The 25,608-nt window shown below is 65.8% G+C and carries 24 protein-coding genes and 2 riboswitches; of the genes, 5 read left to right on the forward strand and 19 right to left on the reverse strand.

Going from position 1 to position 25,608, the window contains the following annotated elements; translation table 11 throughout:
* Nucleotides 1–9: 9 nt before the first annotated feature.
* Complete coding sequence (gene cobF / locus K2Y42_RS07585; RefSeq protein ID WP_291150653.1) at nucleotides 10–771, forward strand: precorrin-6A synthase (deacetylating); 762 nt, start codon at nucleotides 10–12, stop codon at nucleotides 769–771.
* On the opposite strand, the gene K2Y42_RS07590 is transcribed toward cobF, so the two are convergent.
* The 4 genes from K2Y42_RS07590 to cbiE are packed head-to-tail and all read right to left on the reverse strand — an operon-like array spanning nucleotide 772 to nucleotide 4,509.
* A complete protein-coding gene (locus tag K2Y42_RS07590) occupies nucleotides 772–2,139 on the reverse strand; it encodes a cobyrinate a,c-diamide synthase (RefSeq protein ID WP_291150654.1) in 1,368 nt (455 codons plus the stop codon). It abuts the gene before it with no gap.
* Nucleotides 2,139–2,894, reverse strand: a complete 756-nt coding sequence (gene cobM, locus K2Y42_RS07595; RefSeq protein ID WP_291150656.1) for a precorrin-4 C(11)-methyltransferase — start codon at nucleotides 2,892–2,894, stop codon at nucleotides 2,139–2,141. The genes K2Y42_RS07590 and cobM overlap by 1 nt, the downstream gene beginning before the upstream one ends.
* On the reverse strand, nucleotides 2,891–3,277 hold the full coding sequence (locus tag K2Y42_RS07600) for a cobalamin biosynthesis protein (protein ID WP_291150658.1): 387 nt from the start codon (nucleotides 3,275–3,277) through the stop codon (nucleotides 2,891–2,893). Before K2Y42_RS07600 ends, cobM begins: the two co-directional genes overlap by 4 nt.
* Nucleotides 3,271–4,509: a precorrin-6y C5,15-methyltransferase (decarboxylating) subunit CbiE gene (gene cbiE, locus K2Y42_RS07605; protein WP_291150659.1), complete on the reverse strand. Its 1,239-nt coding sequence runs from the start codon at nucleotides 4,507–4,509 to the stop codon at nucleotides 3,271–3,273. Before cbiE ends, K2Y42_RS07600 begins: the two co-directional genes overlap by 7 nt.
* A 13-nt stretch (nucleotides 4,510–4,522) precedes the next feature.
* Here cbiE and K2Y42_RS07610 point away from each other — a divergent pair, with 13 nt between their 5' ends.
* Nucleotides 4,523–5,290 (forward strand): cobalt-precorrin-6A reductase, encoded by a 768-nt coding sequence (locus tag K2Y42_RS07610; protein ID WP_291150661.1) that lies wholly within the window; start codon nucleotides 4,523–4,525, stop codon nucleotides 5,288–5,290.
* Here the strand turns inward: K2Y42_RS07610 and cobJ are convergent.
* From cobJ to K2Y42_RS07655, 9 genes are read right to left on the reverse strand one after another with little or no spacing between them, the layout of a single operon-like run.
* Nucleotides 5,257–6,021, reverse strand: coding sequence for a precorrin-3B C(17)-methyltransferase (gene cobJ, locus K2Y42_RS07615; protein ID WP_291150663.1), 765 nt, complete (start codon nucleotides 6,019–6,021; stop codon nucleotides 5,257–5,259). The two genes, K2Y42_RS07610 and cobJ, sit on opposite strands and share 34 nt — an antisense overlap.
* Nucleotides 6,018–6,776: a precorrin-2 C(20)-methyltransferase gene (locus K2Y42_RS07620; protein ID WP_291150664.1), complete on the reverse strand. Its 759-nt coding sequence runs from the start codon at nucleotides 6,774–6,776 to the stop codon at nucleotides 6,018–6,020. Before K2Y42_RS07620 ends, cobJ begins: the two co-directional genes overlap by 4 nt.
* Nucleotides 6,773–7,405: a precorrin-8X methylmutase gene (locus K2Y42_RS07625; protein ID WP_291150665.1), complete on the reverse strand. Its 633-nt coding sequence runs from the start codon at nucleotides 7,403–7,405 to the stop codon at nucleotides 6,773–6,775. Before K2Y42_RS07625 ends, K2Y42_RS07620 begins: the two co-directional genes overlap by 4 nt.
* Nucleotides 7,406–7,408: 3 nt before the next feature.
* Nucleotides 7,409–8,722 carry a precorrin-3B synthase gene (gene cobG / locus K2Y42_RS07630; RefSeq protein WP_291150667.1) on the reverse strand — a complete coding sequence of 438 codons (1,314 nt, stop codon included), beginning with the start codon at nucleotides 8,720–8,722 and terminating at the stop codon, nucleotides 7,409–7,411.
* Nucleotides 8,719–12,159 (reverse strand): cobaltochelatase subunit CobN, encoded by a 3,441-nt coding sequence (cobN, locus tag K2Y42_RS07635; protein ID WP_291150668.1) that lies wholly within the window; start codon nucleotides 12,157–12,159, stop codon nucleotides 8,719–8,721. The genes cobG and cobN overlap by 4 nt, the downstream gene beginning before the upstream one ends.
* A gap of 9 nt (nucleotides 12,160–12,168) precedes the next feature.
* Complete coding sequence (gene cobW / locus K2Y42_RS07640) at nucleotides 12,169–13,206, reverse strand: cobalamin biosynthesis protein CobW (RefSeq protein WP_291150669.1); 1,038 nt, start codon at nucleotides 13,204–13,206, stop codon at nucleotides 12,169–12,171.
* Nucleotides 13,207–13,214: 8 nt separating this feature from the next.
* Entirely contained in the window at nucleotides 13,215–13,604 is a 390-nt protein-coding gene (locus K2Y42_RS07645; RefSeq protein ID WP_291150670.1) for a DUF1636 domain-containing protein, read from the reverse strand.
* Between the two features lie 9 nt (nucleotides 13,605–13,613).
* Nucleotides 13,614–14,342, reverse strand: a complete 729-nt coding sequence (locus K2Y42_RS07650) for a CbtA family protein (RefSeq protein ID WP_291150672.1) — start codon at nucleotides 14,340–14,342, stop codon at nucleotides 13,614–13,616.
* A 12-nt stretch (nucleotides 14,343–14,354) separates the two neighbouring features.
* The gene (locus tag K2Y42_RS07655; RefSeq protein WP_291150674.1) at nucleotides 14,355–14,543 is read right to left on the reverse strand and encodes a CbtB-domain containing protein; all 189 of its coding nucleotides are present in this window, start codon (nucleotides 14,541–14,543) and stop codon (nucleotides 14,355–14,357) included.
* A 38-nt stretch (nucleotides 14,544–14,581) separates the two neighbouring features.
* Nucleotides 14,582–14,770, reverse strand: a riboswitch (cobalamin riboswitch).
* Between the two features lie 66 nt (nucleotides 14,771–14,836).
* Between K2Y42_RS07655 and cobO the strand changes: the two genes are divergently transcribed.
* A complete protein-coding gene (gene cobO, locus K2Y42_RS07660; RefSeq protein ID WP_291150676.1) occupies nucleotides 14,837–15,448 on the forward strand; it encodes a cob(I)yrinic acid a,c-diamide adenosyltransferase in 612 nt (203 codons plus the stop codon).
* A gap of 4 nt (nucleotides 15,449–15,452) precedes the next feature.
* A complete protein-coding gene (locus tag K2Y42_RS07665; RefSeq protein ID WP_291150678.1) occupies nucleotides 15,453–16,913 on the forward strand; it encodes a cobyric acid synthase in 1,461 nt (486 codons plus the stop codon).
* Between the two features lie 13 nt (nucleotides 16,914–16,926).
* Here the strand turns inward: K2Y42_RS07665 and K2Y42_RS07670 are convergent, their stop codons facing one another.
* The 6 genes from K2Y42_RS07670 to K2Y42_RS07695 form a co-directional block, all read right to left on the reverse strand.
* On the reverse strand, nucleotides 16,927–18,375 hold the full coding sequence (locus K2Y42_RS07670; protein WP_291150680.1) for a PepSY domain-containing protein: 1,449 nt from the start codon (nucleotides 18,373–18,375) through the stop codon (nucleotides 16,927–16,929).
* A gap of 96 nt (nucleotides 18,376–18,471) precedes the next feature.
* Nucleotides 18,472–20,757, reverse strand: coding sequence for a TonB-dependent receptor (locus tag K2Y42_RS07675; RefSeq protein ID WP_291150682.1), 2,286 nt, complete (start codon nucleotides 20,755–20,757; stop codon nucleotides 18,472–18,474).
* 236 nt (nucleotides 20,758–20,993) lie between these two features.
* Nucleotides 20,994–21,213, reverse strand: a riboswitch (cobalamin riboswitch).
* Between the two features lie 113 nt (nucleotides 21,214–21,326).
* Nucleotides 21,327–22,373, reverse strand: coding sequence for an ATP-grasp domain-containing protein (locus tag K2Y42_RS07680; RefSeq protein WP_291150683.1), 1,047 nt, complete (start codon nucleotides 22,371–22,373; stop codon nucleotides 21,327–21,329).
* Nucleotides 22,370–23,404: a putative zinc-binding metallopeptidase gene (locus K2Y42_RS07685; RefSeq protein WP_291150684.1), complete on the reverse strand. Its 1,035-nt coding sequence runs from the start codon at nucleotides 23,402–23,404 to the stop codon at nucleotides 22,370–22,372. The genes K2Y42_RS07680 and K2Y42_RS07685 overlap by 4 nt, the downstream gene beginning before the upstream one ends.
* A 215-nt stretch (nucleotides 23,405–23,619) precedes the next feature.
* Nucleotides 23,620–23,910 carry a hypothetical protein gene (locus tag K2Y42_RS07690; protein ID WP_291150685.1) on the reverse strand — a complete coding sequence of 97 codons (291 nt, stop codon included), beginning with the start codon at nucleotides 23,908–23,910 and terminating at the stop codon, nucleotides 23,620–23,622.
* Nucleotides 23,911–24,054: 144 nt separating this feature from the next.
* On the reverse strand, nucleotides 24,055–24,306 hold the full coding sequence (locus K2Y42_RS07695) for a hypothetical protein (protein ID WP_291150686.1): 252 nt from the start codon (nucleotides 24,304–24,306) through the stop codon (nucleotides 24,055–24,057).
* 213 nt (nucleotides 24,307–24,519) lie between these two features.
* On the opposite strand from K2Y42_RS07695, the gene K2Y42_RS07700 reads away from it, so the two are divergent.
* Nucleotides 24,520–25,521 carry a cyclic nucleotide-binding domain-containing protein gene (locus tag K2Y42_RS07700; protein WP_291150687.1) on the forward strand — a complete coding sequence of 334 codons (1,002 nt, stop codon included), beginning with the start codon at nucleotides 24,520–24,522 and terminating at the stop codon, nucleotides 25,519–25,521.
* Nucleotides 25,522–25,608 lie beyond the last annotated feature (87 nt).

Genomic DNA, 25,608 nt, shown 5'->3' on the forward strand with positions numbered 1-25,608 from the left:
AGGACTTCCATGAGAACGCTACTGGCCATCGGCATCGGGGCCGGAAATCCTGATTTCCTGACTGTCCAGGCCGTCAAGGCGCTCAATCGGGCCGATGTGGTCTTCGTCTTCGACAAGGGCGAACGGGCGCAGGATCTGATCCAGCTTCGCAAAGCCATCTGCGAGCAGGTCATCGATGGCCGGCCCTATCGCTTCGTCTCGATCGAAGACCCCATTCGCGATCCCGAGCCTCATGGATACACGCGCGGCGTCGAGACGTGGCACCGCGAACGCGCGCGCGTGCTTGCGGCCCAGATCGAAGACGCGCTCGACGAAAACGGCTGCGGCGCATTCCTCGTCTGGGGCGATCCGAGCTTCTACGACAGCACGCTGCGCCTGCTCGAACTCTTGCGCACCGAAGGCAACCTTGCCTTCAAGAGCGAAGTCATCCCCGGCATCAGCGCCATTCAGGCGCTGGCCGCGAGCCACCAGATCGTCCTCAACACCATCGGAGGATCCGTGTCGATCACCACGGGCCGCGATCTCGCGCAGAACGGTTTCCCGGCTGCAGCCGAGACCGTAGTCGTCATGCTCGATCGCGGCGACGGGTTGAAGGCCGCCGCGCTGATGGACGCCGACATCCATTGGGGCGCGTATCTGGGAACGCCCGACGAGATCCTCGTCTCGGGCAAAACGCGCGATGTCATCGGCAAAATCGAGGAAATCCGCGCCCGCGAAAAGCAGCGCCACGGCTGGATCATGGACACCTACGTCCTGCGGCGCTCCACCTGATCAGGAATGACAGCCTGATTTGAGTGAGCCGGACGCCGCAGACAGAACGTGAAAAAACGATCCGCTGACGCTGCCGGCCCGCGATCCCATCACGTGAGCGGCACCCGTTGCATCGACGCCATCGAGCAGCGGCTCGCCGGTGTCGGACACCAGCGTGGCATAGTGGAACTCGTGCCCATAAAGCGCGGTCCCCTTGCGGCCCAGCGCGCAATCGGAGCGGAGCACACCTCGCCGATAGCCGAGATGCAGCTTGCGGCTCCGGAATGACGTTTCTGCCTTGAGAAGCCCCACCATCGCATGGCGGTTGCCCTCGGCGTCCTCGAGCCCTTCGCCAAGAACCATGAAGCCGCCGCACTCGCCGTGGATCGGAACGCCTGCGCCCGCATGGCACCGAAGGCTGCTCATGAACCGCGCAGCGTTGGCGATCTGCCCGGCGTGAAGCTCGGGATATCCGCCCGGCAGCCAGACGGCATCGGCATCCGCGCGCGCCTCCTCGTCATTGAGCGGCGAGAACGGAAAAATTTCAGCCCCCGACGCGCGCCAACAGGCAAGAACGTGCGCGTATGTGAACGAGAACGCGTCATCGCGCGCCAGCGCGATACGCTGGCCCGGCGGACGCAATGCGCCCTTGAATGCACCAGCGGACGGCAGCGCTTGCCCACACGGCTCTGCCGCCGCGACGAGCGCATCGAGATCGATGGACGCCTCAATCGTCTCGGCCAGCGCGTCCATCCGCGCGCCGTAGTCGGCATGTTCATTCGCTTGCACGAGGCCGAGATGGCGCTCCGGCAGGCGTATGCCAGCATTGCGCCTCAGCGCGCCAAGCAACGGCAGGCCGACACGTTCTAAGCCAGTGCGGATCAGATCCAGATGCCGGTCGCTCGCCACCTGGTTCAAAATCACGCTGGCAATGCGCAGGTCAGAGCGATAGCGTGCGCATCCGAGCGCGACCGCCGCCGCGGTCTCCGTCTGCCCCGCGACGTCGAGCACGAGAACAACGGGCCAGCCGAGCAGCGCCGCCAGATCCGCCGTCGAGCCGTTCCCGGAAAGTCCCTGGCCTGCGGCGCCATCGAACAGGCCCATCACGCCTTCGACCACGCAAAGCTCGGCGTCCGCGGCAGCCTCCGCAACGAGGCCCGCGATCAGATCTTGCGGCATGGCCCAGGTGTCGAGGTTGTAGCTCGCCCGTCCCGCCGCACGCTCGTGGTGCCCGGTATCGAGATAATCGGGACCGGTCTTGAACGGCTGGACGGCAACGCCCCGCCGCCGAAGCGCCGCAAGCAGCCCGAGCGTGACCGTCGTCTTGCCCGAGCCGGAGCGCGGCGCCGCGATCACGAGACCTCGCGGCGCTGAGGGCTGCGAGATCATCACCGCCCCCGGTAACGACGCTGATAGTCGACGCTGTAGAGCGCGCTCTCGCGAAAATCGGACGCCCCGAGCGCAGGGCCGACGAGGATCAACGCCGTCCGGTCGATCCCGGCCTGCGCAACCACCTCAGCGATCGTGGCAAGCGTTCCCCGCACGATCTCTTCATCCGGCCAGCTCGCCCGCGCCACAACCACGGCCGCGCAATCCGCGCCATAGAATGGCACGAGCTCCGCCACCACGCGGTCGATGCTCTGGATCGACAGGTGGATGGCGAGCGTCGTCTTGGAGGCCGCGAACGTCGCCAGCGTTTCGGTCTCCGGCATGGCGGACGCGCGCCCCGATGTCCGCGTCAGCACCAGGGATTGCGCGACTTCCGGAAGCGTCAGCTCCTGGCCCAGCGCGGCGGCGGCGGCGGCGAAAGACGGCACCCCCGGCGTCATCGAATAGGGAATGGACAACGCGCGCAGGCGGCGGATCTGCTCGGCCGTGGCGCTCCAGATCGAAAGATCGCCGGAATGAAGCCGCGCCACATCGTGCCCCGCGGCATGCGCCGCCTCGAACTCGGCCACGATCTCGTCGAGCGACAGCGGAGCGGTGTCGATGATCCGCGCGCCTTCCGGACAATGCTCCAGCAGCGCCTTCGGAATGAGAGAACCGGCATAGAGACAGACCGGCGACGCCGCGATCAGGTCGCGCCCGCGCACCGTGATCAAGTCGGCAGCACCGGGACCGGCGCCGATGAAATGGACGGTCATGTCTCTCTCCCAATGCCGACCGCCAATGCGCAGGTCGCAGTCTGAACGGCCTCTCGCGGGCCGAGGAGCACCGCATTGTCTCCCGCCGCGAGCAGCGCCGCGGCCTCCGCGACCGAGAAAACGCCCTTGTGGCGCTGCGCGGCCGGCGACACCGTCAGAATGGCCTTCGACACGCCGTTGAGCGTTTCCACGTCATAGCCGACGAGCGCCACGCCCAGACGGCGCACTACTTCGCGCAGGCCCGGCTCGTCGAGTTTGCCCGCTTCCGTCCCCACGACGGAGATGGCGTCCTCGCACGCGGCGGCCTTTCGCGCCGCACGGATCGCGGCTTCGATATCCTCAACCGGCGCGCCTTTCCGGCATCCGATGCCGCACGCTACCATGGCTTCCTCACACACCAGTGCGTCACCGGCTTTGCCGGGTGCCATCCCATCTCGCGGCCGATCGGCGCGGCCCGCGCGACTTCGAGACGGATCAGATCCCCGCCGTGCGCGTGATGGAGGCCGAGCAGGACCTGCTCGGTTTTCAGAGACACGGCATTGGCTACGAGACGCCCGCCGGGCTTGAGCGCCGCCCAAGCGGCCTCGAACACGCCCGCTTCCCCCATGCCGCCACCGACGAAAATCGCATCCGGCGACACCTGTCCCGCAAACGCTTCGGGCGCGCGGCCGACGACGATGCGCAGCTCTGGCGCGCCGAGCGCGAGCGCATTGCGTCCCGCGCGTTCCGCCCGGTCGGCCCGCTGCTCGAAACCGATGGCGCGCATGGAGGCATGGCGCAGCAGCCACTCGATGGCGACCGAGCCAGCACCGAGCCCGACATCCCACAGCAGTTCGCCCGGCTGAGGCGCGAGCGAAGACAACGTCACCGCGCGGATTTCGCGCTTCGTCAATTGACCGTCGCTCTCGAACGCGCTGTCGTCGAGCCCCGTCGCAAGGCTCGATGCACCACCCGTCACCTCAGAGGGCAGCGCGATGGCAAGCGTGTTGAGCCCGTCGATATCCGCGAGCGCAAAGTTGGCAGCCGTTGCCATGCGCACTCGCTCGCGCGACCCGCCCAACGCCTCGAGCACCGTGAGGGACGCTTCCCCGATGCCGCGATCCGACAGCAACCGGGCCAGCCGGCCCGGCGTCTCGCCATCCCATGAAAGCGCGAGGATCCGCGCGCTCCGATGCAGGTGACGAATGATGGTTTCGAGCGGCCGACCATGCAGCGACACCAGCGCGGTGTCCTGCAACGCCCAACCGAGCCGCGCCGCCGCCAGACTGAACGCAGACGGCTGTGGCACGCACAAAATCTCGGACGGCGACACCAGCTCGGCCAACTGCTTGCCGACGCCGTAGAAGAACGGATCGCCGCTTGCGAGCACCACGATGGGACGTCCGCGCCGCGACACAATCTCCGGAAAGGCACCTGCAATGGGGCTCGGCCAGGCAAGCGCCTTGCCCCGGATCAGCTCTCGCGCCAACATGAGGTGTCGCTGGCCGCCAACGACGAATTCAGCGCCTGCGATGAGAGCTTTCGCGGCATCGGAGAGACCGACAACGCCGTCCTCACCGATTCCGATGAGCGCCAGCCAGCGCCGGCCCGGAAGCTCCGCCGCCTGCTCAGACATGAAAGTGCCCCTGATGCGCGTCCTGATCCTCGGAGGCACGACGGAAGCCTCGGCAATCGCGAGCGGCCTCGCCACCGGTTCGCCATTCGAAGTCACCCTGTCGCTCGCGGGGCGAACGGCCAAGCCCGTGCTTGCGAACGGCGTGACGACGCGCAGCGGCGGCTTCGGCGGACCGGAGGGTCTCGCCCGCTGGCTCGCGGACAATCAGATCGACGCCGTCATCGACGCAACGCATCCCTTCGCGGCTCAGATCTCCGCCAATGCGACGGCCGCGACCGCCACGCTCGGCCTTCCGCTGTGCACGATCGTGCGTCCGCCCTGGAGCGCGATGCCCGGCGACCGCTGGGACGCCGTCCGCACCATCGAAGACGCAGCGGCTGCATTGGGAGATACCCCGCGACGGGTGTTTCTGAGCGTAGGCCGGCAGAACATCGGCGCGTTCCAAAGCGCGCCGAGCCACGCCTACGTCATTCGTACGATCGATCCGCCGGAGCACGCGGACTTGCCGCCCGACGCGACTGTGATCGAATCGCGCGGGCCTTTCGCAATCGAAGACGAACTCGACCTTCTGGCGCGTCACCGCATCGATGTCGTGGTCACGAAGAACGCCGGCGGCAAGGCGACCTACGCCAAAATCGCGGCCGCCCGCCAACTCCAGATCCCGGTCGTGGTGATCGAGCGGCCGATAAAGGCCGGGCGCCACACCGTGCCCACCGCCGCAGACGCGCGTCTCTGGCTCGATACGCTTCATGAGAACGCGCGCTCCGAGCGCGGCGTGTAGACCCAGGGCGCAGCACCTTCGCGCGCAATCGTCCGCGTCGCACTGGACCCGATCAGCACGAGCGTGCGCATATCGACCGCCGACGCGTCGACAGAGCCAAGCTGCTGGATGGAGAGCTGCACATCCGGTGTCCCAGCCGCGCGAACGAACATCACGATTGTGTCGGGCGCCTTCAAGGTTTGCAGCAGCGCAAACGCGCGCCCAATCTGCTCGGGTCGCGCCTTGGAAGCCGGATTGTAGAGCGCGATGACGAAATCACCGCGCGCCGCCGCCTCGAGCCGCTTTTCGATCGTCGCCCAGGACTTCAGGTTGTCGGACAGCGAAATGGCGCAAAAGTCGCCACCGAGCGGTGCACCCGCATGCGCTGCCGCGGCGAGCATCGCAGTCACGCCGGGCTCGACGCGGATGTCGAGTAGCCGCCACGCCGGATCGCCGGTTTCGACCGCCTCGAACACCGCTGAGGCCATCGCGAACACGCCCGGATCTCCCCCAGACACAACAACGACAGTCCGCCCTTCGGCCGCAAGCGAGAGCGCATGACGCGCGCGCTCCACCTCGACACGATTGTCCGAGCCATGGCGCCGCTGGCCAGCGGGCCCGGCCGGAACCCGGTCGAGATACGTCACGTAGCCCACGAGGTCGGTCGCCTCCGCAAGCGCGCTGGCGACAGCCGGCGTCGTCAGGTCGGCGCCGCCTGGACCAAGCCCAACCACTGTGATCTTGCCGCTCATAGGCGCCGCCCCTGGCCCGGAATGATCACCATCGCGAAGTAGGTGCCGCGCACGTCGGCGCAATCCTTGAGCGGCAGAATCCGCTCGTCCGCCATCGTGCCGCGTTCGACATAGATCGCGCGCTCAATGAGGCCCGCCGCCGTCACGGCGCGGCGAATTTTTTCGAAGTTGCGTCCGATCTTCATGATCACCGCCGCATCCGAGGACGCGAGCCTGCGCGTCAGGCTCTCCTCGTCGAGCGTGCCGGGAACGACCGAAAGCACATCGTCGCCCCACGTGATCGGCGCGTTGGCGCGCGTCCAGCAGCCCGACATGCCCGTCACGCCCGGCACGACCTCGACCGGAACGATCGCATCGAGCCGGCGCCACATGTGCATGAAGGAGCCGTAGAAGAACGGGTCTCCCTCGGCCAGCAGCCCCACCGAGCGTCCGTCTTTCAGTTCGGCCTCGATTGCAGACGCCGCGTCGCGATAGAAGCCGGAGATCTGGTCGCGATACCTCGGATCGCTGGAGGGAATTTCATCCGTCACGGGGTAGACCAACCGCAGCTCCCGCCTGCCCGGAGCAACAAGCGCGGACACAATCTTGCGCGCGTTCCCCTCGCGATCCTTTTTCGCGAAGAAGGCGATCACGTCCACGGAGCGGATCAGTCCCGCCGCACGCAACGTCAGATACCGCACGTCCCCCGGGCCGCAACCGATGCCATAGAGAACGCCAGCTTTCGCGGCCCCGGCGATGTCTTCGAGATCCGTCATTCGGTTTCACTCGCGAGAGCATTGATCGCGGCAGCCGCCATGGCACTGCCGCCCTTGCGACCGGCAACGATGAGATACGGACACGGAGCTGCGGCGCGCAAAGCGTCCTTGGACTCGGCGGCCCCCACGAACCCGACCGGAATGCCGATGATGGCGGCCGGCCGCGGCGCGCCCTCTTCCAGCATCTCGAGCAGGCGGAACAACGCCGTCGGCGCGTTTCCGATGGCCACGACCGATCCCGCGAGCTTGGGCCGCCAAAGCTCCAAGGCTGCTGCCGAGCGCGTCGTTGCCATCTCGCGAGCAAGCTCCGCCACCGCCGGATCGGCGAGCGTGCAGATCACCTCGTTGTTGGCGGGTAGCCGGCTGCGCGTCACACCGTAGGCGACCATGTTGGCGTCGCACAGAATAGGGGCGCCAGCGAGCAGCGCGTTGCGCCCGGCCGTTGCGAAGTCGTCGGACATGACGATATCCGATGCCAGCTCCACCATGCCGCACGCGTGAATGACCCGCACGGCCACCTTCTCGGCATGCCCCTCGAAGCGCGCAAGATCTGCTTCGCGGCGAATGATCGAGAACGAGTTGCGATAGATTTCCGGCCCATCGCGCAGGTAGGAACGATCAGGTTGCATGGGTCAGGAACCGCTCTGAAGCAAGGATGGAAGTCTCGCGAGATCGCCCGGCGGAACGACCGCGCACGGATTGCTGGCCGCCGTACCGCTTCTGATGATGCCGACGCCCGTGGGCGTGCCCACGAGCACGAGGTCCGCGGATGCCGAGCGAGAGCAGCCTTTCGCACACCCTGAGACATGAACGGAAGAAATTCCTGCGAGCGGCATCATCCCGGCCAGCCGCGCCGCAATCGCGCGCGTCTCGATCAGGCCGCTACGGCACGCGGGCGCACCGGGGCACGCATCGATCGACATCAACGGATGACGCGGGGTCGTGATAAGGCCGCAAGCGGCAGCGGCTTCAAGTATCGCCTCGCCGCAGCGCCTATTCGGAACGGGCGCAAACATCATCCGCCACGGCGAGAGACGCAACTCGGCAAAACCGAGATCGCGCGACGCGACACCAAGATCGCTCAGAGCGGACGCCTCCAATCGGCCAAACGGCGCACCGATGCCCGCCGCGACCACGGCGCCGCGAACCACCATCAGACCGGCGAGGTCAGCGGCCAGATACGGCGCGGACGTAGAAGCAACCGGTGCCTCAGCATTGAACGGATCCGCCCCGTGAGATGCCACCACGCGGCGAATGCGATCGACATCCCCCGGTGCGAGATCGCGCATACGAACCCGGCGCGCGCCCTCGGACACCGCCAGGAACTCCATCGCCACCGCGACAGCAACGACGTGCGCCGACTGCAGCTCGACCGCCCCCATCCACGCAACATCCGTGACGGTATCGATGCCGACAGCGATCCGAACGCCGCCGGGTGCGCGCATAGCTTTCAGCCGAACATCCGCCCGCTCATCGTCGAGCGACGCAATGCCCCCGCCATCGACAGAAAACCCGAACTTGCCCGGCAGCGCCCACAGCGCCTCAGATGTCAGAAGCTCCTGCTCCAGCGCGGCCGCAACGGGGCGGACATCGCACATCTCCGTCGGGTCAACTCCCGCCAAGGGCGCGAGCATCACATTGCGCACCGCTTCGGCTTCCGCGTTGTCATCGACGAGTCCGCAATCGGAAAGCTCCGCCCACAGGCCGGGCAGCGCATCCGCCTGCACGCCGCGAATTTGCAGGTTCGCACGGCGCGTGAGATCGATGTGGCCGTTCCCAAAGCGGCGCGCGATCTCGCTCAACGCCAACGCCTGCGAAATCGAAAGCGCGCCGCAGCGGGGCCGCACGCGCACGATCAGCCCGTCGCCCGTCTGCATCGGACGCAGCGCGCCAGGGCACCATCCCTTGATCTTTGCCGGCTCAGCCATGGCGGCATCGACGCTCATGGCTTCACGCCCTCCGCAACAGAAGCCAGCGCGCGTCGCCCATCGAGCACGGATGCAAGCTCGCCGTGCACGGCATTGCGGCGCGGCGTCCAGAGGCGCCGGTCAATCGCATCCTTGAGCCGCGCAACAATGGCTTCCGTCGCAGGCGCATTCAGATCCAGCAGCAACCGGATCCGGGCGTCATCGGCCACGATCGCATCGTGCACGGCATCGAACAGATGATCTTTCACGACGTCGGCAGTGGCCGCAAAGGCATAGAGCGCATCGACGCCTTGCGCGATCTCGGCCACGCCGCGATGTCCGTGCCCGGTCATGCCGTCCAGCCAGCGCGGGTTCGTCAACCTGCCGCGCACGATGCGCACGATCTCTTCTTCGATCGTTCGCGCGCGGGGCTCATCGGGCCGGCTGGTGTCGAGATGATAGAGAGAGGGCGCGCGCCCCGCACGCTCGGCCGCCGCCGCAAACCCTCCAGCGAAGTCGGCAACGCCGTCGCCGTCGAGAAGATCACGCTCCCGGTCGTCCTGCACGTGCACCAGCGCATCCGCCGCCGCTACGCGATCCGCGAATTCGAGGGGCGCGGCGCGCTCCCCGCTCACCGCCCCGTAGGCATGCGAGGAGGCGTCCATGTAGGCTTGGGCGAGATCCGCGCGCGTACCCCATGCGCCGTCGAGCGCTGCGGATGCGGCACCGGCCCCGTAAGTGCCGGGCCCGCCGCCGAATACGCGCGCGAGGCTGGCACCCGCGCGCCGCGCCGTGGCGAGAGGATTCCACTCCTCCGGCTCATCACGTTCCGACACGAGCCGAACGGCGAGATCGAACAGCGCGATCTGCGCCGGGAAGATGTCGCGGAACGATCCCGAGATCCTAAGCGTCACATCGATCCGCGGCCGGTCCAGCTTGGCGATCGGCAGCACCTCGATGCCGACAACGCGATTGGAGCCGTCATCCCACTTCGGCCGCGCCCCAAGAAAAGCGAGCGCCTGGGCAAGATCGTCGCCGCCCGTTCGCAAGGAAGCCGAAGCCCACAGATCCAGCATCAGCGCGCGCGGATATTCGCCGTGATCCTGCAGATAGCGCCGCACCACCTCGTCGGCGGCGCGCTGACCCACGATGGCAGCGGTGCGGGTCGGCACGGCGCGCGGATCGACGGTCGTGAGATTGCGTCCCGTCGGCAGGACATCCTGACGCCCACGGGTCGGCGCGCCGGAAGGGCCGGGCGCGACGCGGCGCCCGTCGAGCGCGGCAATGAGCGCGGCCCGCTCATGGCTTGCGCAGGCGGCGATGGAGGCAGTCGTCGCGTCGAAATTGGCTGTCGGCATAGCGCGCACAATCGCGGACGCCAATGCGCCGGCGGACTCCGGGCCCGGCGCGCGGCCGAAAACATGCAGATGATCGCGGATGGCCAGATCCTTGATGTCGCAAAGTTGCGCATCGAGCTTCGCGACCGCCTCACGCGGCGCATCGCTCGTCTTCAGGCCGCAGTCCTCCGCCAGCCCTGAACGCCACGCGCGCTCCAGGATCTCGCGTTCGAGGATCGCAATCCGGCGCCGGTCGACGCCATCGGCCTCCGCATACTCTTCGATCAAGCCCTCGAGCTCTCCGAGCGGACCCGAGAGCCCCGCCTCGCAAAGCGGCGGCGTCAGGTGGCCGATCGTGACCGCCGCGATGCGCCGCTTGGCCTGCACCGCCTCGCCCGGATTATTGACGATGAAGGGATAGATCACGGGCACGGGCCCGAGCACCACTTCCGGAAAGCACGTGTCCGCCAGAGCCAGCGCCTTGCCCGGCAACCATTCGAGCGTTCCGTGCGTCCCCATGTGCACGAGCGCATCGATGCCGACTTCGCGCCTCAGCCACGCATAGAGCGCCACATAGGAATGCCGCGGGGAAAGCTGGAGATCGTGATAGCCCGCCTTGCGGTCTCCCAGCGCACCGCGGTCGGGTTGAAGGGCGACGACCACATGTCCCTGGCGCACGCATGGATACCGAAGGTGCGTGCCGTCGCAAGCGGGGTCTGTGTCCGGCGCGCCCCATGCGTCTACCAAGGCATCTTGAACGCTCTGCGGCAGGCCCGACAGGTGGCGCGCATACCAGGCAAGCGGGATCTCGATCGTGTCCGAAGGAGCGAGGCCCGCAAGCTGATCAATGAGAGAACGCGCATCGACGGGATCGTCACCGATCGCATAACCGGCAGCACCCATCAGGGCGAGCACTTCCGCCACACTCTCCGGCGTATCGAGGCCGCACGCGTAGCCCGTCCGCCCCGCGCGATTGGGATAGTCCGAAAGCAGCACCGCGAGCTTGCGTTCGGCCCGCGGCGTGCGGCGCAGGCGAGCCCATGCAGCCGCGAGATCCGCCACGAACGCGACCCGCCCGGCATCCGGCTCGTGCACGACGCGCGCGTATTCGAGCCCGTCCTCTGCCGGAAGGTCCGCCTTGAACGATACCGCGCGCGTGAAGATGCGGCCGTCGAGTTCCGGCAGCACAACGTTCATCGCCAGATCGCTCGGCGATAGCCCCCGCGATGCCGTCTCCCACGCCTCGCGGGGATGCCCCGCGAGCGCGACCTGAAGCACCGGGCAGTCTGCCGCGTCGAGCACGGTCGTGTCGTCGGCACGCAACGCCGAAAACGCCGTCGCGTTGAGGATGATGTCGGGCCGCGCCCGCGCGATCAGGGCCGCGAGCGGACGGGCCGCCTCCGGATCCTTCAGGCTTGTGACCGCAATGGCAATCGCATTGAGCCCGCGCTGCGTGAGCTGGTCGACAAGGGCGAGAACGGGCTTGTAGTCCCCCGCCAGAAGACTGGCCCGATAGAACACGACGAAAGCCTGAGCCCCTGTACCCGGTTCGAGCCGTTCCAACGGCACGGGCTCACCGCGCCCGTCGAGCGCCAGGGCCGCATCGAGTTCGACAGGCGGTTCCGGCGCAACATCGGCGCCGAGCAGCTTCGCCGCATAGAGCAGAATGTTGCGCGCGTTGGCTGGCCCGCCAGCGCGGAAGTATCGCTCAAAAATTTCGAGAGTGTCGCGCGAGGCGGTTGAGATCGCATCGAGACGGGCATCGCTCCGATCGTCGCCCGGCATGGCGACAAACAGAATCTGCTTTCGCCGCGCCACATCCGCAATCTGCTCGAACCCGTAGCGCCAGTAGTCGAGGCCGCCGAGACCCCGCACGATCACGACGCGCGCGCCCGCGATCACGCGCTCGATGTAAAGATCAACCGACATGGGATGGCGAAGCCGCTTCAGGCTCGCGAGCCGCAGGCTCGGAAATCGCGCCCCGGCGTCGTTTAGATGGCTTTCGCTCCAAATCGCCGCGAGCGCGGAAAGGTCGCTGTCGCTGAACGACAGAACCACAACATCGGCGGGCGTCTGACCTAGATCGACCGCACCGTCGATTTCATCCAGCGAACCCGTTTCGACAGCTAGCAGATGCATCCGGCAATCTTACACACTCCCGATGGCCTCGGAGATCGCAATTCGGTCCAGCCCCTTCTGCCCGATCACGACGAGGCGGCCCTGGCGGGCCTCCCCGGGGCGCCAGGCACGATCGAACTGATGCTGCAGGCGCGAGCCCACGCCCTGGATCAGGAGGCGCATCGGCTTACCCTTGATATCGGCAAACCCCTTGATGCGGAGAATGTCATGGGCGTCCGCCGCGCGCGCGATACGCTCGAGCAGCTTTTCGGGAGCATCGAGCGCGGGGATGTCGACGATGAAGGTGTCGAAATCGTCGTGATCGTGATCGTCCTCACCGTCATGATGGGAGGGGCGCGCCGCGAGATCCGCCTCGGCCGCCGCACCGAGCCCGAGCAGCACCTTGGGATCGAGCTGGCCGCCCGTCGTCTCGACCACCTTAACCGCCCGCGGCACGACCGCCTTGATGTCCCGCGCCACGGCTTCCCGTTCCGCGTCCGTCATAAGATCGGCCTTGTTGAGTACGATCAGGTCCGCACACAGAAGCTGGTCTTCGAACACCTCTTCGAGCGGATTGTCGTGATCGACGGAAGCGTCTTCCGCTCGTTGCGCGGCCAGCGCCTCCGGATCGTCGGCGAAGCGGCCCGCAGCGACGGCCGCGCCGTCCACCACGGCGATCACGCCATCCACGGTCACACGCGAGGCGATCGCGGGCCAGTTGAACGCCTGCACCAGGGGCTTCGGCAGCGCCAGTCCCGACGTCTCGATCAGGATGTGCTCAGGCGGCTCCGGCAGAGACAAAAGGCTTTCGAGCGCCGGCACGAAGTCGTCGGCCACCGTGCAGCAGATGCAGCCGTTCGACAGCTCGACGATCCGATCTTCGCTGCAGTTTTCGACGCCGCAGCTCTTCAGGATCTCGCCATCGATGCCGACGTCGCCGAACTCGTTGACGATGACGGCGAGACGGCGGCCGGCGCCGTTCTGCAGGATGTTGCGCACGAGCGTGGTTTTACCCGCGCCGAGAAATCCGGTCACGATGCTGCACGGCACTTTGGCGAGGGCGGTCATGAGAACACTTACTCCGGATGAGAAAAGCCCTGGGGCGGAACGCGGGCTACGACACCCTTGCGGAAGCACTCAGGGCGCTCCTTCCAGGGAATGATGCCGTCGGTCGAGCGCCCGAAGGCCCGCGCGGATTCGACGATGTCGTCGAGATGCAGATCGGCATTGAGGTTGCCGATGAGATACGTCCACCGGTCCCGGCTGACGAGCGCAAGCGTGCTCGGCCGATTGCAGACGGCAAGGCACTGCACGGGCGTCACCGTGATCGAAGCGTCTTCCGCAAGCCGCTGCTGCAGGGCTTCCGCGAGCTGAACGCCGGGAAGATCGAAGCCCTCACCCTGGCCCTCGGGCAAAGCGCGCCGGCAGCTTACACACACGAAGAGAGTGACGGCGTCATCGGACATGGTCGCCACCTAGGCCTCAGCTCCGGCCTGGCCCGTCCTCTGCCAGAACAGCCCGACGAGCGCACCCGTGATGGCCCAGAGCACGGCATGGACGACGAGAGATGCGGACGCGAACCGGGCCGCAAGCTCGGCAGGAACGCGGCTTGCCTCTGCCGTCGCCGGATGCGGAGCACCGACGACATGCGGGGCGATCAGCAGCACGACGCCGAGCGCCGCCATCGCCAGGCTGTTGCCGCGCAGGATGAGCCACAGAGCGGCGGCCGTCGCAGCCGCGGTCGCGATCCACCAGGCTTGGCGCGGGACGAGATCGGCCGCAACCATACCCGGCAGCTCAGGCGGAAGGCCGAGCGCAGGCGCAAGACCGGTCACGACAAACCCGGCGGCAGACCAGCCGAGGGCGCGGCGCACATCGATGGCATCGCCCGCAAAGAGGAATCCAGCGAGCAGCAGAAACGCAAAGCCGACCGCGGTCGCAACCGTCACGGTGCTGGTGAAGAGCGTCCGCTCGAGACCGTCGCTCGGCGACCATTCGGCCTCGCCCGCCGCCTCGTCATGGCCCATGTGCGCGAGCACGAGGCGCGCGTCACCCGTCTCATGCAGCGACGCATGCCCAGCCTGGGTCTCGTAGACCTCAGCCGCAAGGATCAACGGTGTCGTTGTGAAGTGCTGCAGCACGGCGACCAAAACGCCAGCAGCAAACCCCGCCGCAAGGGCGGTCGCGAGAACGCGGGTGATCATGTCAATCCTCGCTCAGTGGCAAGGAAAGCTGAGCGCGTGGCGCGTATCGTGCCCCGCGTTGTGCAGCGTCGACGAGTGCGAAAATCCCGTCGTGAAGACGAGAGCCACGCCCACGAAAAGGGCAAGGGCCGCGGCCTTGAGGCTTTCAGCCCTCTGACCTGCTGCGACTGTCAACGATGCGGATTGAGTCTGCGCGTTCACGAGGCTTCTCCTTGACCACCCCTCCGGGGTCATATGAGTGGGGCTTGCTGTGCGACGGTCGGTCTCCTGGCTTTCGGGTCCCTGCATCCGATCGCCTTCCCGGTTACCCAGTGGCCTTCGATCAAATGCTCGCCGATTACAGTTGCGGGGGCAGCTGCGGATTGACCTTTCGGCGACACCGCATTCCCAGTCACCCCTTGCGGGGAACCGTCACCGGCTTGATAAAGGCTGCTACAGCGTTGCGTCAACGGAAATCGGGCTTTTGCCCGGTATCACTAGGTCAGGAGCTCGCGATGCAAACCGTCGCCCAAGACGATTCCCGTCACAAAGAAAAAATGCAGAAGCGCAAGGCCGCTCAGGACGCGGAGGTCTCGGCCAAGACGGTCGAGAAGGGGCTCCTCATCGTCCACACCGGCAAGGGCAAAGGCAAGTCCACCGCCGCGTGGGGATTGCTGCTGCGCGCGCTCGGACGCGGCTTCCGTGTCGGCGTCGTGCAGTTCGGCAAAGGCGCTTGGGAGACCGGTGAACGCAAGGCCATCGAGAAGTTCGGCGATCAGGTCGTCTGGCACACACTGGGCGAAGGCTTCACGTGGGAAACTCAGGATCACGCGCGCGACGTCGCCGCCGCCGAAAAGGCCTGGCAAACCGCCGCCGCCCTGATGGCCGATCCCTCGTTTCAGCTCATCATCCTCGATGAGCTCAACATCGCCTTGCGCTACGAGCACCTTCCCCTCGCCGACGTCGTCGCAGTATTGCGGAACCGCCGTCCCGGCCTTCATGTCGTCGTCACCGGCCGCAACGCCAAGCCCGAGCTCGTCGAAGCCGCCGACCTCGTCACCGACATGACGCCTGTGAAGCATCACTTCGCGGCCGGCGTGAAGGCGCAGGAAGGCATCGAATTCTGACCGCATGAAAGCGATCATGTTTCAGGGCACCGGCTCTGACGTCGGCAAATCGCTGATCGTTGCCGGTCTCGCCCGCGCCTTCACAAATCGCGGCCTCAGCGTGCGGCCCTTCAAGCCGCAGAACATGTCGAACAACGCCGCCGTCACGGCCGACGGCGGCGAGATCGGACGCGCGCAGGCCCTCCAGGCCCGTGCTGCGCGCGTGCCGACGTCCGTGCACATGAACCCGGTGCTGTTGAAGCCGCAGAGCGAAATCGGAGCGCAGGTCGTGGTGCAGGGCCGCGTCGTGGGCAACGCGCGCGCCCGCGACTATCAGGGCATGAAGCCCAACCTGCTGCCCGCCGTTCTTGAAAGCTACCGGCACTTGGGCCGTGAAGCCGACCTCGTGCTGGTGGAGGGCGCGGGCTCCGCGTCCGAGGTCAATCTGCGCCGCAATGACATCGCCAACATGGGCTTCGCCGAAGCGGCGGGCGTTCCCGTCGTGCTGATCGGCGACATCGAGCGCGGCGGCGTCATCGCGAGCCTGGTTGGAACCAAGGCGGTCCTGAGCGCCGACGATGCCGGCAGGATCGCGGGCTTCCTCGTCAACAAATTCCGCGGCGATCCGGCGATCTTCGCCGACGGCATGGCATCCATCGCACAGCACACCGGCTGGAACGCTCTGGGGTTGATCCCCCATTTCGCGCGCGCAGACCACCTGCCTGCGGAAGATTCGCAGTCGCTCTCCCTGGCGCGATCCGATGGGCATTCGAAGCGCCCGCTCGTCGTCGTGCTCGCTTATCCGCGACTGTCCAACTTCGATGATTTCGATCCGCTGCGGCTCGAGCCCGGCATCGACTTCGTCTTCCTGTCCCCGGGCGATCCCATCCCCGGCACGGCATCGCTCGTCATCCTGCCGGGCTCGAAAGCCACGATGGCCGATCTCAAAGCGTTGCGCGAAACGGGCTGGGACATCGACATTCAGGCCCATGTGCGCCGCGGCGGCCACGTGCTCGGCATTTGCGGCGGCTACCAGATGCTCGGCCGCACGGTGGCGGATCCCGACGGCCTCGAAGGACCGCCGGGATCGATGCCGGGCCTCGGCCTGCTCGACGTGGAGACGGTGCTGGCCGGTGCCAAGATCCTCGTCGAGGTCGAGGGCGAAGATCGCGACGCGACGCCGATCCGGGGCTACGAAATGCACGTCGGGCGCACGACCGGACCAGGGTGCGCCTCCCCCATGCTGCGCTTCTCCGGCAACCGCGACGACGGCGCCGTGAGCGCATCCGGGCACGTTTCCGGCTGCTACGTCCACGGCCTGTTTGCGAGCGATCCCTTTCGCGCCAGCCTCCTGGGCCGGCTCGGCGCGCAAGCCTCCGCGCTCCGCTATGAGAACGAGGTCGACGACATCCTCGATGCGCTGGCAATCCACCTCGAGGCCCATGTCGATTGCGACCGCATCCTCGCGCTTGCGCGCACCACCTGATCGCGTCGACCGCTCAACCCGCGCGCCGCGTCAGCACGCGAAAGCCGACAACCACGCCGGACACCGACACGATCAACCCCGCAATGGAGAGCAGCCACACGACGGCATCGCGCAGCGGCGGATTGCGCAACAGAACCGGCAAATCGAAGGTGTGCGGGAAATTGAAGAGCCATCGATAGGCCCGCCCATCCCGGTCGCTGATGGCGGCTATCGCGCCCGTTGCCGGGTCGAGAAACAGCCACGTCGCATTCGCATCGTCGAACGTGAGCCTCAGCACGGGAAGCGGGCGCTTGGAGTGAAGGCTGTACCAATAGAGATCTTCATCGCGCAGCCGCTCCGAACCCAAGAGCGTGGCCGCCGGAAAGGCGCGCTTGCCCGCGTCGGCCAAGGCAGCGTCCGCAATCGGCGCGCCCGTCCCGGACTGAGGATCCGCCATCGCGGTGCCGGCCGTGCCGGACGCCAGCAGCTTCACCTCCCCGCCGATCCAGGCAAACGAGATCTCGCGCGCGCCCTCATGCCCGGCGTGGGCAATTGCCGCCAGCGTGACCCCATACGGCTTGCCCTCGCTCCAGCCCGCGTAGGCGACCCGCTGCGTCTCGGAAAAGAAAGATCCCGCGAACAGCGAGAAGGGACTGACGGACAACCACCCGCTCGCGATCCACGTCGTGAGAAAGAGGCCGCCCACAAGCCCTCCCACGTGGTGCCACTTCATCCAGCCACGATAGGGCGACATGCGCGCGCCCGCATAGCGCCGCACGACGCGCAGCCGCAGGATGCCGACCCACAATCCGGCAATCGCCCCGATGATGAGCGGCCCCGAGAGCCACATCACGGCCTGTCGCCACACCTCTCCGTCGCGGCGGATGGGCGAGAAATAGATCCAGTGCGGGACGGCCCCGAGCCAGTTCCAGAAGCGTTCGCTGCGCGTCGCGTTCTGCACGATCTCGCCCGTCTTCGATGAGACGTAGACGATCGTGCCCGCCGCATCGTCCAGCGCAAATTTGTAAAGAGGGCGATAGGGATCGAACCGCCGCGTCACGGTCCACTGATCGTAGTCGATCGTGTCCGCGTGCCGGGGCTGCGCATTCGGAAACGCCGAGGCCACATGACGCCTCGCGCGATCGGCATCGACATCGGCGACAACCTGCCCGGACACAGCCGAGACTGTCGCCGGCTTGCCGCTTGCAACGATGCGATAGACCGGCTCGCCCGCCAGCATCTCGAGGCGAAAGAGCATCGGATAGGTTCGAACGCCGGCCGCGGCTAACGCGTCGTCCGGCGTCTGGGTGATCCGCTCCGTGGCCACAGGCGGCAGTGCCTCTCGCCGCTCCTGATCGGTCCAGGAGGGAAACGGCACGTAAACCATCACGAGCCCGGACAGAAACCACATGACGCAGAACAGGCACGTCACGATGCCGAGCCACCGGTGCACCCAGTAGAGCAGCCGGCTGCCCCGCCTCATAAGACGCCGCCCGAGGCCCGAAGGCGTCCCGGACGGCGCAATGTCAGAGCTTGGCCCGATCATCAGGATGTCATGCAATCGCAGCCACGGCGCGAACTAGAACTTCACGCTCAACGCCGCCTCGAACGTGCGGGGAGGAGCAATCCAGCCCTGGATCACGCTGTCGTCGGCGGAAAGCGGGTCGGCTCGGTAGTACGCGGCGTACGTCCGGTCGAACACGTTCTTCACCCGGAAGTCGAGGGTCGCCGAATCCGTCGGCTTCCAATGCAAGCCCACGTTCGCGATCGTATAGGCCGGCCGCTCGACCGTGTTGGCGAAGTTCTCGAACGCCGAGCCGACATACTGCGCACCCGCGCTTGCCTGCCAGCGCGGCGCGAACGCCCACGTCAGCCAGACATTGGCGAGCTTTTCCGGAACGAGGTACGGCGTCTTGCCCGCGTAATCCACGATCGAGAAGGTGCTGAAGTCGACATACGAGAACTCGTCGTACTCGGCTTTCAGGATCGCGCCATTGGCATCCACGCGCCAGCCGCCCCCAAGCTCCATGCCAACCGACGCCTCCAGGCCGCGAGAGGATTGCTGACCGATCTGCACGGTTTCGAAGAACGGCGTCAGCACCGTGAGGTCTTTCTTCACGATGTCGTAGCCGGAGAGCGACCACTCGAACGCTCCGTTCCAGAGCGTCTGCTTGACGCCGACTTCGATCTGCCGCCCGCGCGTCAGATCGAAGTCGGCCGTCGTCTTGAGATAGTCGAGCAACGGGCGGTCGAGAGGGTCCGTCGCGACGGCATACTGGCCAAAGAACGCCAGGCCTCGCACGGGCGTAACGACCGCGCCCACACGCCAGTTGAACGAGTTGAACTCGTCCTCGAAGCTCCCGGCAGCAGATTGGAGATCCGTTTTTTTGACGTTCGATGTATCCCAGCGCACCCCGCCCACAAGCGAGAGGTACTCGTTCAGCACCAGCCTGTCCTCGACGAAGAGCGATCTCTGATCCAACTCGGACTGATGCCGCGGAATGAGCGGTGCCGAAAGGACGCCAGGCACCGGATTGATGGGATCCACTGAGGGCGCTGCAAAGTAACCGGAAGCAGACCGCGCATAGTTCGCACGATTGATATCGAAACCGACGACCGTCTCATTGCCGACGCTGCCGAAGCGCGTCTTGAGCGTCATGTCGGTGCGATTTCCGATCTGGTCTTGATCCTGCAGAATGTGCAGCCCGAAGCGATCGACGACCTCGGGATTGACGCCCGTGTTCCAGATGTAATCTTCCGAGTTCAGGAACTCACGCCGGCTGTCGAGGTAGTAGGTGACGCTGCGGAACGAGAGTGCGTCGCTCGCGCGCCACTCGGTCTTGAACTGGGTCCAGCTATCCTGAAACTCGTTAAAGGCGTTTCCGACGTTGTAGTTGTTCTCCTTCGTGCGCTTGTCGAACACGCCGTCTCGGAAGGGAACGCCGAAGTACTTGATCGGCTCCTGGTTGCTGTAGTCGTGAGACAGGGAGAACACGAGATCGGGAGACGCCTGCCACCGCAGGGCGCCGGACACGCCGAGGTTCTTGGAATCGCCGTCGTCCACCCACCCGTCGGACGCATCCGCGCCGATGTTGAACCGATACGACACATCCTTAGAGAGCGCCCCGCCGCTGTCCAGCGACGCGCGGCGTGTCATGTTGCTGTCGAAGAAGATCTGCGCCTCGTTGAACATGCCTTCCGTGATGGGCTTCTTCGGAATGACGTTGATGATGCCGCCGATGGCGCCGTCGCCGTAGAGCACAGAGGCCGGACCGTGCAGCACCTCGATGCGCTCCACCGCCCAAGTGTTCGACGGAAAACTCGTCGTGCCGCCCGTGCCCGGATACAGCCTCGTGCCGTCATAAAGACGGCTGATCGAATTGTTGCCAACAAAGCCGCGCGCGGAGAACGCACTGCCGAGCACCGGGATCGTCGCACTGCTGAAGCCCGGCGCGTTCTGCGTCACGGCATCCACGATCGAGTGCTGACCGCGCTCGCGCGCCGTCTCGCCTGAGATGACATCGACGCTTGCCGGAGTTTCGAGAGGCGTGAGCCCGAGGCGGCTGCCGCTCGAAGCCTTGTCGGAAAGATTGAGCCCCGGCGAGCTTTCGTTCGGCCCTCCGCTCTCAGCCGGAAGTTTGGCGGTTGGCGTGGGTTCAGGCGCCGGAACGACCGCGGGAGATTCGACCGGCGCGGCCTTCTTCTTCACCTTCTTTTTCGGCTGCGCGCCTTCGACGACAACGGCCGGGAGCTCGCCTGAGCCTTGCGAGGACTGCGCCGCAACGCCTCCCGAGAGCGCCGAAGATGCGGCTGCGGAAACGGTCAGAAGGAGCGTGGCGTATCGAATTCTTGTCGGCGCTGTCACAGCAGAAAATCCCCGTCGAGTTTGGCGACGGGATGCACGCAGATCTACGAATTGATGCAGTCCAGGCACGGACCGAAGATCGATACCGGCAGCTTGCCGGCCTCTGACGGATGTCTTCTGTTAGAGTCTTTGGAGTGCCTGGTTCATCTACCTCGCTGTGACCTGACGATGCATCCCGAAGGTTGCACATCAGTCGCCACTACGGGGTAACCGTTCCATCGCGCGGCCCGCACGAAGGATGGGCGACATGTGTCGGCAGGTCTCCTGGCTCACGGCTCGGACGCTTTCGTCGGCCTTCCCGGTCGCAATTAGATGCGGCCAGTGGCATAGCGGCGAAAGCTTGCCGTTCACAGTTGCGGGCGCAGCTACGGGTTCGACGCAATGCGTCTCACCGTATTCCCATTTTCATCTCCACACGCGGATGCGCATGAAGACACCGTCACGCTCTCACAGCACTCTGGATGCGTCAGGCTGTCAACGGCATTTCACAAAAGCCGCGTCGATGAGCATAAGGGAGAGACAGCCGGGCAACACTTCCGGCGTGGGCCAAGGCGGTTGTCACGCAGACCTCAGATGATCATGCGCTCGGGATCGTAGCTCATTCCGAACCGGATCAGCCGTTCGATCAGCTCCGGATACTCGATGCCCGCCGCTTCCGCCGCGCTGGCGAAATCCTCGTCGGAGGCGATCTGCGGATTGGGATTGGCTTCGAGCAGGAACGCATCCTCGGCGTCCGTGACGCGGAAGTCGAGCCGCGCATACCCGCTGAGGCCGAGCAGTCGGTAGATATCGCGCGAAAGCTTCTGCAGTTTCGCCGAGAGCTTTTCGCTGATCTCGGCCGGGCCGGTCATGATGCCCGCCTGATCCTGGTAGTCCGGATCCCATTTGCCGCGCCCCGTCGCGATCAGCGGCGATCCCGCGGGCCGGTTTTCAACGAAGAACTCCCACGGCGGCAGCACGGTCACGCGCTCGTTGCCCATCATGCTGACGTAGATTTCCCGGCCTTCGATGTACTCCTCGGCCAGCGCCGCCGACGTCGCGGTACGATGGATGAACTCCACACGCTCCATCAGCTTGACGTCGTCGCGCACGATCGACGCGCCCGAGATCCCGATCGAGCCCTCCTCCGTCAGCGACTTGACGAACAGCGGAAAGTCCAAGGTGCTGGGACGCTTGGTCGTACGCTTCATGGGGAAGATCGCGAACTCCGGCACCTTCATGCCGTCGTAAGCGAGGATCTTCTTGGTCAGCGCCTTGTCGCGGGCGATCGTGAGGCCGCGCGGATTGCATCCCGTGTAGGGCTGGCGAAGCATCTCCAGGAAGCTCACGACGTGCTGGTCGAAATGCCCGACGTGGTTGAACTCCTCGGCGAGATTGAAAACGATGTCCGGCTTGTGGGCCTGGAGCGCGTCGGTGATGACGGAAAGCTCGTTCGAGATGCCGACCGGAACGAGCGTATGACCGAGCGCTTCGATGGCGTTTTTGACGTCATACTCGGTCTTGCGCAGGTTGCGCTCTTTGCCGCTCAGCTCCGCCAGGTCTCCGTTCGGCAGCAAGCGTTCGTCCGCCAGCAGGACGACCGTGAGCTTCTTCTTCGATTTCTTGATCGCGGTCATAGCGGCAGCCTCGGGCTGTTCCGGATGATGGCGACAGTCGCGCGCGAAACGAGGCGCGAAACCTTCGTGAACGTTTCCGCCTTCGAGCGCGCTTGCTTGAGTTTCAAAATGCGCGAGCGATGCGCGAGCTGACGCAGCACCTGATCGACAACGTAGGCCGGCACACCGAGCGGCTTGGCCGTGCGCCGCCTGAGGCGCGTCCTGTATTCCGCGAGCAGCGCAGCCGCCGACATGTGCTTACGCGCGCGAGACCCAGTCCCGTTTCCGTTCACCTCGAAGATGCGCTGCAACGCGCCGTCAAACTCGTCTTCGGCATCGATGGCATAGAAGTCGCGCTTTTCTTCGTAGTGCTCGGCGAGCGTCCGCGTCGAGTCCTTGAGCTCGTTGGCAACCCGGCGCGGCTTGATCTGAGGCTCCACGTTGCGCAGGTCCTGCATCCACGCATCCACCGCGCAGAGCTTGTCGTAGGCCGGCCAGTCGCGATACTTCCGCCGCCAGCCGCTCTTGGAGCCAAGCCACACCGCGAACGTTTCCGCGAAATCCTCGACCGGATGCGATTGCGCATACCACGCGTTGAGATGCTGGACGAAATCGCGGCTGTCCGAATCCGCAATGTAGTTCGTCGGATACGCGCGTTTGGGCGAACCGAACACCTTGCGATACTCGCTCATTTTGCGCAGTTGAAACGCCTCGTCGACGGCGTGGCCGGTTTCATGCCTGATGATGCTGAGAGCTTCATTCAGCGACGCGCCTTCGGCCTCCAGCATCATCTTGCGCTCGAGGCGCATCAAGCGCGGGTGCAGCAGATAGAACGGAACGGCGAAGCCCACCACCTCGTCGGGATTGTACCATTGTTCCGAGATCCAGAGCGCGGGGCGGAAGCGGATGCCGCGCGCCGCCAGATCGTCGAATACGGAGTTCGCCCGCTGCTCGATCACGGAGCCCTTCAGGCGGAGCGGCAGGTCGCAAAACCTGAGCTGCAGCAGCTCGCTATCCGGCAGTTGCTCGAGGCGCGACGTACGTATGGTCATGCTGCTCCAAAGGGTGGCTACGGCCGCCGGAACGGGGATGATGTCGCCGACTCGCGGAAAATGCAAGCCGCCCCAATGAATTAGCCATTGCGAGTTCAACTCGGCGGCCAGCCCAGGATTATCGGGGCCTCGGAGGCCAATCCGGGCCCACCAGGCCCCTGAGACGCCAGCCGTGCCGCCCCCCGCCAAGCCCCCTGGGCCGCCGGGCGGGAGCCTCAGCCAAACCTCCTGGGGCGGGCCGCCACGTCCGGATGGGCGCCCATGACGGCATCCCACGAGCAGGTGCAGACGAAGCCCGCCTCCGCCCCATCGTGCGTCCCGCGGTGGACATGATCGATCACACTCGGCGCAAGATCGAGGCGCGCCCTGAGGCCCGCGAGATCGAGGCAGCAATCGAAATAGACCCACTCCCGGCAGTTCTTGCTCCAGGGCTGCCCGCGATAGAGTTCCTTGATATCCGCCCGCAACAGCTCCTGTTCGAGCCCCGTCAGATGTTCGCAGATCATGATGCACGCGTGGGCTGGAGTTTGGGCGCCGGTTCAACGGACGAAAGAGGCTGTCATTCTAGATGGAAAAGCCCGCCACCGAAGCAGGATCGGTCGCGGGCTCCCGGAAAGCGCCAGGGTCTCCCGAAAGCGCGAGGGCGCCGTTTACTTTTGGTCGGCCTTTCCGTCATCTGAGCCGGAAGTCCCGCTCGATGCGCCCGTCGAGCTGGAAGCGGCGGCACCGCTCCAATCCGCTTCGGTTTTCGAGACCGGCCATTCCTTGAGCCCACCCCGGCCCGCATCGGCATTGGCGTGCTTATCGCCCGAGGCGCCCATCTCTGCGCGCTTGTCCTTGGCGACGGCAGGGGTCAAACTTAACAGCGCGGCAAGCACCACGCCCATTGCAATGGTCTTCATGTGCTTCCTCCTGAACTCCGCGCCTCAGGCGCGGCGCATGGAAAACGGCCCACCCGCCGGCCGGTTCCGCCCGGAAAATCCGTAAGGTTCGCGAACATACCACCGCCATTTCGGGCGGGGATCCTTGAGAGCGCCGATAGGTCTTGCTCCGGCCCAAGCCGGGCCATAGCTTCGGCCCAGCGCCGCCTTGGCGTGACACGTCTGGAGTTCCCGATGGAAAGCGTGCCACCGCCGCTCTCGGAAACCTACATCGATCCGGAAGCGATCGGGGGCCTCTGCAAGGAAGTCTCCTTTGCGCCGGGCGAGAGTCTTCGCCGCAAAGGCCTGCACTACAAAAGCATGTACCTTCTGACCGACGGCGAGGTGGACATCGCGCTCGAAAAGAAGGGATCGGATCCCACGATCCTGACCCGCCAGCGCGGCTCACCCATCGGCGAAATCAGCTTTCTGACGGGACGCGCCGCCACGGCGACCGTCACGGCCCGCACGCCGACCAAGGCGCTGGTCATCGACGATCCCGCCTGGGCCATGCTCGAACGCGACCATCCGGAACTCGCCGCCGACCTCTACCGCCAGCTCGCCGAAGTCTCGGACGGACGGCAGAGCTACAATCTCTTGTTTCACGCGGACGCCTCCGGCAAGCCGCCGGAAGGCAGCGTCGAGGTTCGCCTCTGCCGCAACGCTGAGATGCTGCGCCAGGCCCAGCGCATCCGCTACGAAGTCTACTGCGAGGAGCTGGGCCGCACCTCGCCCTACGCGGACGTGGAAAACAGGATCATCGCCGACGAACTCGATAGCTTCGCCCACGTGCTCATCGCGCTGCAGGACGACGAGCCCGTCGGCACGATGCGACTGAACCGGGCCGCAGAAGGCCCGCTCGGCCCCCTCGTCGAGCTTTACGGCATGCAGAAATCGCAGCACCACCCCGCGGCCACGTCCGTATGCACGAAGTTTATCGTCAGGAAGGCGCACCGCTACAGCCAGGCCTCGTTCAAGATGATGGCCACCTCGATGGACGTCGGCATGCGCAGCAAGGTGAAGGAAAGCTTCATCGACTGCATCCCGAGCTTGCTGCCGTTCTACATGTCGATGGGATTTCGCCAGAGCGCACCGGCATTTCTGCATCGCGAGAACGGCCGGTCTATCCCGCTGATGCTCGACGTCGAGCGTTACGCACCGCGCATCAACCGCCTCACCGGCTTCGTGCTGCGCTAGCGCATTGTCCGATCACACGGAATCGGCAAGAGGACCGAGGTGGCTGGATCCTGGCCTCCGCCAGGATGACGTGGACAATGGGCAGTC

Source organism: Hyphomicrobium sp., from assembly GCF_019744875.1.
Lineage (GTDB): Bacteria > Pseudomonadota > Alphaproteobacteria > Rhizobiales > Hyphomicrobiaceae > Hyphomicrobium_C.